The organism is Microcystis sp. 49638_E5, from assembly GCF_021300285.1.
GTDB lineage: Bacteria > Cyanobacteriota > Cyanobacteriia > Cyanobacteriales > Microcystaceae > Microcystis > Microcystis aeruginosa_C.
Map to the genome: position 1 here is coordinate 1 of NZ_JAJTDH010000147.1, position 10,708 is coordinate 10,708.

The 10,708-nt window shown below is 41.1% G+C and carries 8 protein-coding genes and 1 pseudogene; 3 read left to right on the forward strand and 6 right to left on the reverse strand.

Features of this window, described 5'->3' with window-relative positions:
* A partial coding sequence (locus tag LW728_RS22460) for a bluetail domain-containing putative surface protein (protein ID WP_287768393.1) occupies nt 1–583 on the forward strand: 583 nt, incomplete at its 5' end.
* Nucleotides 584–856: 273 nt separating this feature from the next.
* Here the strand turns inward: LW728_RS22460 and LW728_RS22465 are convergent.
* The 5 genes from LW728_RS22465 to patD form a co-directional block, all read right to left on the reverse strand.
* Nucleotides 857–1,636: a hypothetical protein gene (locus LW728_RS22465; RefSeq protein WP_004267978.1), complete on the reverse strand. Its 780-nt coding sequence runs from the start codon at nt 1,634–1,636 to the stop codon at nt 857–859.
* A gap of 151 nt (nt 1,637–1,787) precedes the next feature.
* Nucleotides 1,788–3,923 carry a glycosyltransferase gene (locus LW728_RS22470; protein WP_287768394.1) on the reverse strand — a complete coding sequence of 712 codons (2,136 nt, stop codon included), beginning with the start codon at nt 3,921–3,923 and terminating at the stop codon, nt 1,788–1,790.
* 73 nt (nt 3,924–3,996) lie between these two features.
* Nucleotides 3,997–4,167 carry a hypothetical protein gene (locus LW728_RS22475; protein WP_004267975.1) on the reverse strand — a complete coding sequence of 57 codons (171 nt, stop codon included), beginning with the start codon at nt 4,165–4,167 and terminating at the stop codon, nt 3,997–3,999.
* Nucleotides 4,168–4,222: 55 nt separating this feature from the next.
* Nucleotides 4,223–5,848: a dipeptide ABC transporter ATP-binding protein gene (locus LW728_RS22480; protein ID WP_287768396.1), complete on the reverse strand. Its 1,626-nt coding sequence runs from the start codon at nt 5,846–5,848 to the stop codon at nt 4,223–4,225.
* Between the two features lie 348 nt (nt 5,849–6,196).
* Nucleotides 6,197–6,553: a heterocyst frequency control protein PatD gene (gene patD, locus LW728_RS22485; RefSeq protein ID WP_004267970.1), complete on the reverse strand. Its 357-nt coding sequence runs from the start codon at nt 6,551–6,553 to the stop codon at nt 6,197–6,199.
* Between the two features lie 226 nt (nt 6,554–6,779).
* Between patD and LW728_RS22490 the strand changes: the two genes are divergently transcribed.
* Nucleotides 6,780–8,891 carry a RelA/SpoT family protein gene (locus LW728_RS22490; RefSeq protein WP_287768399.1) on the forward strand — a complete coding sequence of 704 codons (2,112 nt, stop codon included), beginning with the start codon at nt 6,780–6,782 and terminating at the stop codon, nt 8,889–8,891.
* A 157-nt stretch (nt 8,892–9,048) separates the two neighbouring features.
* Nucleotides 9,049–10,047 carry an MraY family glycosyltransferase gene (locus LW728_RS22495; RefSeq protein WP_004267966.1) on the forward strand — a complete coding sequence of 333 codons (999 nt, stop codon included), beginning with the start codon at nt 9,049–9,051 and terminating at the stop codon, nt 10,045–10,047.
* A gap of 561 nt (nt 10,048–10,608) precedes the next feature.
* On the opposite strand, the pseudogene LW728_RS23320 reads toward LW728_RS22495, so the two are convergent.
* Nucleotides 10,609–10,708: pseudogene (locus LW728_RS23320) on the reverse strand (IS982 family transposase); the annotation flags it as partial.

A 10,708-nucleotide genomic window follows, 5' to 3' on the forward strand; every position in this document is an offset into this window, starting at 1 on the left:
CAATTTTGATGATGTTATTGGCACTAATCAAAGTGACACGATTACTGGTGATGGCCAAGCTAACATCCTTTCGGGTAACGCTGGTAATGACATTATTAATGGGGGTTTAGGTAAGGATATCTTGAATGGCGGTTCTGGCATTGACACCTTAACTGGTAATGCAGATGCAGATATCTTCGTTTTTCAATTTGGACAATCTACCATATCTAATCCCGATCAGATCACCGATTTTACCATCAATACCATCAATCCCGCCAATGCTGATACAATCGGCTTATCATTCTTGCCGGTTAGTTTTACTCGCGCTGCTAATAGCACTGCTACTACCACAACGGCCTTAGCGACTCAGGTATTTACTGATGCAAATGGATTATTGGCTGGTAATCAAGCTTTAGGCGCCAGTAGCGCTGCATTAGTGCAAGTAACTAGCGGTGTGATCGCTGGAACTTACCTATTTATCAATGATAGCACTGCGACATTGTCATCCACCAATGATTTATTGGTAAATATCACTGTATTGAGCGGTACTTTACCCGGTTTCGGAAATATTACACCAGTAAGTAGTTTCTTTACTGTTGTTTAATTATTATTGAAAGAGTTAGGAGAAATATCTCCCACATTGCGTTCCCAGGTAAAACCGGGGAACGCTTTATTGAGGTTATTAAAATTAGCAGAAGTCTAAAAATTACTACAGTAAAAGAAGCACAAATGCTGAATCCTGTAATAAAACTTACGGCGTTTCTTATAAAGATGAAGTATGACCTAATTTGGTATCGACGACCGAAGACTGGATCCTGACTCCCGAAAACGAAAACTTTGTACTTTACCATTAAGATAAATGCTATATACCGTAGCATTAATCATTGTAATAGAAGTTAAAATCTTTTAAGGCTAATATTCTCTGCTTATTTAAGCGATAATGATAGGCCACACGAAACTTTAACTTTTCCCAGTCGCTTTTTTGAATTTTGTTTTTACCAGAGGAAAACTTAAGATGTTCGACAAATTCACGCTCGATCATGTCAGACCATTCGCTAGGATAAGTAGGTAAACCTGCTTTCGCCGCGGCTAACCCCATTACTGGACCATCTGCACCATGAAGGCGGTGTATTTCTAAATATTTGGCAATTATTCCCCAATAATAAATGAATTCTTCTTCTTTTTTGCGATTTTTTCCGACAGCAAAGATAAATTCCCCAACATAGGGAGCGTTTTCAAAATCTATATCCAACTTCTGCGCCACTTTCTCATAATAAGGAATATTTTCGGGTTGATAACGAGTTAAATGAGCTTTTAGATTCTTGATTGTGCCGAAAACTCCGTCAAGATTATTAAATTGTTCAGGAAACACTAAGGATTTTATTAATCGAATATCCGTATCAATTTGAATAGTCATGTCGTAGCGTTCTAAGGCTTTCTCAATAGCAAAACGCCTGTCATTATAGGGAAACATGATACTATCCTGAATATGTTTAATGGCAATTACGTTACTTAAATCTTGAAAATCCCTTGGCTCATCAGTCAATATTAGATATTGAATACCGGGATGGTATTTTTCCAGATCCCGCGCTACGTTGACTGCACAGGAACGATACTTTTTGCCGAGAGCTAAACCGCAAAAACAATAACTATTCATTAATCACCGTCTGAATTTTTGTCTAGGTTCAGTCTAGCTTATCTTAGAAAATTCGTCAATACAAATCGTCGTTTTCGGGGTTAATTTGGTCAAAATAGGTTTTTAATTCGGCAAAATTATAGACCTGTGGGAGAAATGAGCTTTATTCTTATTAACTATCCTTAGCAACAATTCCTAGATTCGATAACAAAGCTTGTAGGTTAGTTTGCACGGTAGCGGGTTGATATCTCTTAATAGTTTCTAGGGAATTATCAGCGAGTTTTTGCCATAATTCCCGATGATCATAGAGTTCGATCACTGCGCGGGCAAATTCCTCGGCAGTATCGGCAATTAGAACATCTTGGTGGTCAATTAATCCCATACCTTCGGCACCAATTTTTGTGGTAATAGTGGGTAATCCTAGGGAAAGACTTTGACCTATTTTACCCTTCATTCCCGCACCAAATCGCAGGGGAGCGACAAAAATGCGACTCTTTTGGAAATAGGGTTCTACTTCGGGAACATAACCGGTAACAATCACTTGATCATTGGCTAATTCTTTTACTTCATCCTTGAGGTTACTTCCCAATAAATTAACGGTAATATCGGGACGGGATGCCCAAACTAAGGGCATAATTTCTAAACATAACCACTTAACTGCATCAATATTAGGAGGGTGATTATAGCTACCAATAAATACTAAACCCGATCGCTGGTCAAAGGCAACTTTTTCTGACAGGGAAATTTCTTCATGGATATTGGGGATTACCCAAACATTTTTCACTCCCAAAGAGGATAAAACCTGTTTTTCGTCTTCCGTTACTAATACGGTTGCTTCCGCTTGATTAGCATAGTTTAACTCTAATTTCTGATAGGTTTGCCAACTCCAGCTAGTATTTTGGTAACTGGGATCGAGATAGTCTTTTTGTCGTTTTAAACGTAGAAAATGTAGGTCAATTGTATCATAAATAATTGGCACTTTTGTTTTTAAGCGAATTAAATCCATATATTTATCGCACAATTCGGGACGACACAACCAAACTCCATCGATCAGGGGTAAATATTTGATTAATTTTTCTTCTAGATTATATCTTTGCGCTGTGCCATAAATAACCTCAATTCCCAGCTGTTGCAGTACAGAAGTATAGGGTTGTTCAGGATAGCCATTATCGGGAAAGAAAATCACTGAATAGCCTAAATTGAGCAGTAGCTTAAGAATATTTAATAAACGCACACAGCCGGATTCTCGATCGTATAGTGGAACGTAGGAATCGATGACTAAAATTGTCGGTTTTCCTTGTAAACGTCGGGCAGCTTTGGGGACATTATTAGCATCGTTATCTAGGTGTTTAGTTAATACCTTTGACCATTTTTCTCGAAACTTAGTTTGATTAATAACTTGATATTGTTTTGTCCCACTGGAAAGGTCTGTTCCCGAGGTGATTCCTTCGTAGTGAATGACGTTAGATTGGGGTTGATAGAGGACTTGATAACCCAATTCTCGGATGGCAAAACATAAGTCTGTATCTTCGTAATACGCGGGGATAAAGTCTTGACAAAAACCACCTAGTTGCTTAAATAAATCCGTAGGAACTAATAAACTGGCCCCCGAACAATAGTCCACGGGACGCACATAATTATATTCAGGTTCCTCGGGACTATCTAAGCGTCCATAATTCCAACCATCGGCAGAATTCCAGATAATTCCCCCCGCTTCTTGTTGTTTACCATTAGCATAAATTAATTTAGAACCCACCGCACCAACTTGGGGATTATTGATAATTAATTTTACTAAACTTTCTAGACAATTTTCCAGAATACGAGTGTCGTTATTGAGAAAGTATAGGTATTGACCTTTTGCTTGACTAGCCCCATAATTACAGGAACGAATAAACCCAGAGTTTTCTGCATTAGTTAATACTTTAATTCCTTTAACTAAAGTGGCTAATTGTTCTAAGGTTTCATCGCTGGAAGCATCATTAACAATGATTATTTCATAGGCTAAATCAGAACTTAGGTTAACACTCAAGGATTCCAGACAGTTAAAGGTGTAGGCAAATTGGTTATAAACAGGAATAATAATCGAGACTAAAGGATTGTCACTACTGGCAATTTCTAGGGGCCGGGGTTCGGCTAATTTAGCACTTTCGATCACCTGTTCTTCAAATTCAGAAGAACTCTTTCCCGTAAGAATTTTAATAATTTTTCGTTTCGTCTTTTTGAGTGCTGGTTTCCATCCTTCCTCTTGGAGACTAAAGACAAATTTTTTGAGCAGTTTTTTAACTTTAAAAATAATCATTATTACCATAAATACTCCTCTAGAGAAAACCAATCTTGTGCTAAATTTAAATCTCTTTCTGCTCTAACAATAGCTCCTTCCTTTAATTGTTTTGTTGCTTGAGGTAGTTTCTCTGTTGTTCCATAATATATAATTTAATCGCTTCATTAATTAAATTATTATATTCTTTTTCAGGATAATCACTACTTGTCAACCATCGATCGAGAAGTTGCATGGTATCTTCAGGGAGAGTTATCTGAAGTTGTCTGGCCATTTTGTCTTTCCTAACCATATCTAGACAATAACAATTATAAACCCCTAGAGCGATTTTAGTTGCTGTCGGGATAAATTCTCGGAGCTGCGGCGATTAATTTTTGAGTGTAGGGGTGTTGGGGATGGCTAAAAATCTGTTCAGTGTCACCCATTTCAACAATTTTACCCGCAGTCATCACCGCAATTCGATCGCAGAGAAATCTCGCTAACCAAAGATCATGAGTTATAAATAAATAAGTGAGATTAAATAACTTTTGTAACTCTAACATTAACTCTAAAACCTGTGTCTGAACACTAGCATCGAGCATACTAACCGGTTCATCACAAATAACTAATTCCGGACGAGTAATTAAAGCGCGAGCAATGGCTACCCTTTGCTGTTGTCCCCCCGATAACTCCCTAGGATAGCGTCGATAAAATTCCTCTACCGGTGTTAAACCGACTCGATCTAACATTTCTAAAACCTGTTTTTTAGCGGTTTCTAGACTAATTTTTTGATGGATCAAAAGCGGATCGGCGATACTTTCTCCCACCGTCATTAAAGGATTGAGACAAGCGAGGGGATCCTGAAAAATCATCTGCATTAAGCGCCGTTTGGGACGCATTTTTTCCCCCGACAATGGGGTTAAATCTTCTCCTAAAAATTCCACTTTTCCCCCGGTGGGTTTAATTAACTGTAATAGGGTTCGCGATAGGGTACTTTTCCCACATCCCGACTCCCCAACTAAACCGAATATTTCCCCTCGATACAGTTCAAAATTGACTTCATCCACCGCTTTAATAAATTTCTTTTCTTTTTTTAAAAAACCATCTAAAAAGTTACCTTCTAGGGTATAATACTGTTTTAAATTATCCACCTTTAACACCGTTTCTTTACCTTGAATTGCTGTTAATTTTTCCTCCCGCAGCTGTAGGTGTAAAGCGGCGGCCAAAAGAGAACGAGTGTAGGGGTGTTCAGGTGTATTAAAAACTGTTTTTACCGCTCCCGATTCAACAATTTTGCCCCCCTGCATCACCGCTAATCGATCGCAATATTCTCCCACCAGCGCTAAATCATGGGAAATTAACAATAATCCCATCTGTTCCTCGCTACATAAACGCTTTAATTCCCGCAGAATTTCCGCCGAAACCGTCACATCTAAACTGGTGGTGGGTTCATCGGCAATAATTAACTTAGGGTTTAATAATAAAGCTAAAGCAATAGCCACTCTTTGCCGCATTCCCCCGCTAAATTCGTGAGGATATTGGGACCAACGATTAGCGGGAATTTTCACTTTTTCTAGGACAGTACAAGCTTGACTTTTAGCTTGACGATAGGTTAAATTTCCTCGATGGGCTTGCAAAGTTTCCACACAATGATCGCCAATAGTCATCAGCGGATCTAGTCGCGTCATCGGATCTTGAAACACTAATCCCACCGCTTCCCCGCGAAACTTTTCTAACTGTTTGCTAGATAAAGATAAAAGCGATCGCCCTTCAAATGTAATCTCACCTTCCACGTGAGTGCGATTAGGTAATAACCTTAAAATAGCCTTACCGATGGTCGATTTTCCACAACCAGATTCACCCACTAATCCCAGAGTTTCCCCTTTGCCTATACTAAAAGATACCCCATCGATCGCCCAAGAGGGAGAACTTAATTCTGTCGGGTAGGCAATTTTTAGGTCTTTAATTTCCAACATGACGCGAGCGGTAACGATAAAAGTTAGGACTTAAGTAAGTAGTTATAATTAAATCGAAGATAGATTTTGCCTCTGATCCCCCCTGCCCCCCTTGATAAGGGGGGTGCCGATAGGCGGGGGGATCCCCCTTGATAAGGGGGGTGCCGATAGGCGGGGGGATCCCCCTTGATAAGGGGGGTGCCGATAGGCGGGGGGATCCCCCTTGCCGATCCCCCCTGCCCCCCTTGATAAGGGGGGTGCCGATAGGCGGGGGGATCCCCCTTGATAAGGGGGGGCATCTGATAATTTTTAACGCCTACCTACTTAGGGTCAAGTATGCCACACAAACGGCGATCGAGTATTTAATCACTAATCGACAACTGCCCCTAACAAAACCTGACAATACCCCTTTAAAGTCGCCACTCGCTCGCTAATTATCTGTAAACGCTTCTCCCGTCCTTGCCGGGCCGAGGCCAAAAATAACCAATCCGTCTCCAGCAATCGCCAGGATCGATATAGTTCCGTCTGGACCGTGCGCCAACGATTAGCCACCTCTGGGCTGAAATTGTCATCATTTAGTGACAATATCTCCCCCTCTAGACAGGTTTGTAAAGCTTGAAAAGATTGTAACCCCGTGGAAGCATCCCCATCTAGGAGGGCAAGACTGAAATCCTCCAGTTTTCTTAACAAAGATTTGTAGGCTTGATGGTAATTTGTCGGTAGCATCCAATACAAAGCGCGTTAGAATTTGTTACATAAGATTAACGATTTGCCGTCACGGTTGCAAGTCCTCTCTCCTCCCGACCAGAGACAAAAACTTAAAAGAATCGCGTCCTTTTCGCCGATCGATCCGATGCCAGTGTTAGAGAGTTAAGTAATCTGCCATCCCTTCGGCCTAATAGTTTTCTAGTTATCCGTCTCCTCCCCCCCCTATTATCCCCCCGATCTAACCATGAACGCCATCACTGCCATCCAACCAGAAACCCTCACCGCCCTTCCCCGGGCCACGGAACCGAAAAAAGCGTTAGTTTTACCCGATTGGCTGAAAGAATGCCTAATTACCTACGAAAACGACCCCCAGAATCCCGATAGCGATTTAATCTGTCGGGCCTTTAATTTCGCCCACAAACTCCACGAGGGCCAGTATCGCAAATCTGGGGAACCCTATATCGCCCATCCCATAGCTGTAGCGGGATTACTGCGGGATCTGGGGGGTGATGGGGCAATGATCGCGGCGGGATTCCTTCACGATGTGGTGGAAGATACGGAAGTCACCCCCGAAGAAATCGAGGCTAGATTCGGTGTTGAGGTGCGTAATTTGGTGGAAGCGGTGACAAAACTCTCCAAATTCAACTTTTCTAGCAAAACTGAACGGCAGGCTGAGAATTTTCGCCGAATGTTCCTGGCGATGGCTCAAGATATCCGCGTCATCGTGGTCAAATTAGCCGATCGCCTGCACAATATGCAAACCCTCGAACACCTCAACCCGCAACAGCAGCAACGCATCGCCCTCGAAACTAGAGAAATCTTTGCTCCTCTGGCTAACCGTTTAGGGATTGGGCGATTTAAATGGGAATTAGAGGATTTATGCTTTAAATACCTCGAACCCGATGCTTATCGCGCCGTGCAGTTATTGGTATCGGAAAAACGTATCGATCGAGAGGCCCGCATCGAAACCGTCACCAACACATTGCGGGAAAAATTGCAAGAAATTGGCATAAAAGTTCTTGATTTACAGGGTCGCCCCAAACATCTCTACGGCATTTATCATAAAATGCACAATCAAGGCAAAGAATTCCCCCTAGAAGTGCAGATTCGCACCCTAGAAATGCACCATGTTGCTGAATACGGGATTGCAGCCCATTGGAAGTATAAAGAAACCGGTTCTAGTCAAACAACTTTAACCGCTGCGGATGAAAAATTCGCTTGGCTGCGTAATCTTCTTGACTGGCAAAAAGACCTTAAAGATGGTCAAGAATACATGGATGGTCTGAAAAATAATTTTTTTGAAGAAGATATCTATGTTTTCACCCCCAAAGGTGATGTGGTAGCCCTGGCCCAAGGCGCAACACCGGTAGATTTTGCCTATCATATTCATAGTGAAGTAGGTAATCAGATGAAAGGAGCAAGAATTAATGGTAAATGGTCAGTTCTTGATGCTCCCTTGCAAAATGGTGATCTGGTGGAAATTCTCACCAGCAAGAATAGTCACCCTAGTTTAGATTGGTTAAATTTTGTCGTTACTCCTAGCGCCAGAAATCGCATCCGGCAATGGTACAAAAAATCGCGACGAGAAGAAAATATTAGCCGGGGTCGTGATTTATTAGAGAAAGAATTGGGGAAAACTGGCTTCGATGCCCTGCTGAAATCGGAACGAATGCAATCGGTGGCTAAACAGTGCAATTATGTGGCAGTAGATGATTTATTGGCGGCCTTAGGTTACGGCGAAGTTACCCTAAAAAATGTGGTTAATCGTCTGCAAGAAACAGTTAAAAATCAACAGGAAATTTTAACGGTCAAAAATCCGCCCGATGTCCTGACTGATTCCCAATTGATTCTACCACCTTCTCCCGTTCAAAGGGCTTTACCCGTTAGTAAATCACCGATCGCCGGTGTGGAGGGATTAGTCTATCGTTTAGCCGGTTGTTGTTGTCCTTTACCAGGGGAAAATATTACTGGTATAGTCGCCCACGCGGGGGAAGGTATTGTTATTCACCGTCAGGGCTGCTCGAATGTGGAAAAAGCCGAAGCTGAACGCTTAATTCCTGTTAGTTGGAACCCTATAGATGATCAGGGACGTTATCAAACTTATCCGGTAAATATTCAGATTGAAGTGATCGATCGCGTTGGGGTTTTAAAAGATATCCTCTCTCGTTTAAGTGACCAAAATATTAACGTTCGCAATGCCGGAGTTAAGACTAATTTCGGTAAACCCGCTTTAATTTCCCTGAAAATTGAAGTAAAAGACCTGCAACAATTTGAACGCTGTGTTGGTCAAATTAAGCTGATGAGCGATATTTTAAACGTTCGTCGCATCAGTCAGGTAAAAAGCGATCGAGAGTAGGTTAAACCTGAAATTGCTGATCATATTCCCCAAAACCCGAAGCGCCTTAGCTTTGGAAGTGGGATGCTGACACTGACTAAAACCACGATGGCAATATCTGCACTTTTTGTCACCGAACAACGTAGGATCGATAATTAATCTGAGTGCAAAAATCCCTATGTTATTATCCCTACTCTCAGTCATCAGTTTTCTGATTAGTTTTCTGGTGGTTGCCCTGATTAAACAACGTTTTAGCCAACAATTGTTAGATATTCCCAATGAGCGTAGCAGCCATAGTCAACCCACACCCAGGGGAGGTGGGCTCGGTTTTGTCGTCGCTTTTGCTCTTACCGGCGGCCTCAGTTATTTTCTCCTTCCTCCTTCCCTACCTCTTATTCCCCTGTGGTTGTCCCTGACTCCTTTAATTATTATCGGCCTTCTCGATGATCGTCGCGGTATTCCCTCTAGTATTCGCTATTTAGTGCAGTTATCCTCCGCTAGTGTTGCGGTCACTTTTTTCGGTGCTTTTCCCCAATCTTGGCTATTAGATTTGGGTTTTGGCGGCAAAATTTTGGCTTTTATTCTCACAATTATCGGCCTGACCGCGATCATTAACTTTTATAATTTTATGGATGGTCTTGATGGCTTGGTGGCTGGCTGTACGGCGGTACAATTAGGGTTTCTCGCTCTCTATTTTCAGCAACCAATTTTATGGCTTTTAGTGGCAGCTTTAGGCGGTTTTCTCCTCTGGAATTGGTCGCCAGCGAAAATTTTTATGGGCGATGTGGGTAGCACCAGTTTAGGGGCAATTGTCGCTATGGTTTTACTTAATGCCCAGGGCAATCAAAGTCAGGCTTGGTCAGCTTTAACTATCACTTTACCTCTGATTGGTGATGCTATTTATACCCTGATTTGTCGATTATTAAGAAAGGAAAATATCTTCCAAGCTCACCGCAGTCACCTTTATCAAAGATTACAAAAATCTGGCTTGTCTCATCCACAAGTGGCAATTATTTATATGGTGGTAACTCTCCTGATTGCTATTAGTATTAACTACTTAGGAAACCTAGGAGCATGGCTGAGTTTACCTCTGATTCTAGGATTAATTGTTCTCGGAGAAATTTATCTGAACAGGAGAGTTAGCGAGCATAATTTAGCGGTGACAAGAAAAGAATAAATTTTTTACTGCTATGGATACGCGGGTTATTCAAACCTAGAGAATGTTATAAGTAGGTAGGTGTTAAAAATTGTCAGTTCCCCCACCTTATCAAGGAGGGATTAAGGGGGGTTCTATCTTCAATTTAATTATAACCTGCTACTTACTAAATCCTGTTTCAAAATTATAGTGAGCCTAGATTAGGGAGCAGAAGTAATTACTCAAATAGTTATTAGCGAAAGTCGTTTCTTTCACTCAAAAACCGATGGTTTTAATCTGGCAAAAACAGAGCTATTTATTTATTATAACCCTTGCAAATTAATTATATGTTATAATGGTAGCTTAACTAATTTTCCCCAAAAAATTAGTTAATTAGTATATTTGTTTTGAATAAAAAGCTAAAGTTTGACTTTTAACCCAAAACTCTTTAGATATGCCTTAATTTGGTTATCAAAACCTGTTTATTTAAGCGACACAAACTATCTCAATTATAAAAATTGAGAATAAATTCTCCTTGTAAATTAATGTTTGACAACTTTTAATAAGTTGCTATACCTATCCTTAACTCAACCCCAGTTCGGGTTAAGCAGCGGGGGGTAAAGCCCATTCCATCTTCAAGGAGGGTTTTTTCGGCTGGTGACAGTAAGCAATCAAACCACAGAGAAGATTAACGCAAAAATTA

Coding starts and splice junctions, on each gene's coding strand:
- LW728_RS22465 (WP_004267978.1), bottom strand. CDS start 1,636: ATGAATAGTTATTGTTTTTGCGGTTTAGCTCTCGGCAAAAAGTATCGT.
- LW728_RS22470 (WP_287768394.1), bottom strand. CDS start 3,923: ATGGTAATAATGATTATTTTTAAAGTTAAAAAACTGCTCAAAAAATTT.
- LW728_RS22475 (WP_004267975.1), bottom strand. CDS start 4,167: ATGGCCAGACAACTTCAGATAACTCTCCCTGAAGATACCATGCAACTT.
- LW728_RS22480 (WP_287768396.1), bottom strand. CDS start 5,848: ATGTTGGAAATTAAAGACCTAAAAATTGCCTACCCGACAGAATTAAGT.
- patD (WP_004267970.1), bottom strand. CDS start 6,553: ATGCTACCGACAAATTACCATCAAGCCTACAAATCTTTGTTAAGAAAA.
- LW728_RS22490 (WP_287768399.1), top strand. CDS start 6,780: ATGAACGCCATCACTGCCATCCAACCAGAAACCCTCACCGCCCTTCCC.
- LW728_RS22495 (WP_004267966.1), top strand. CDS start 9,049: ATGTTATTATCCCTACTCTCAGTCATCAGTTTTCTGATTAGTTTTCTG.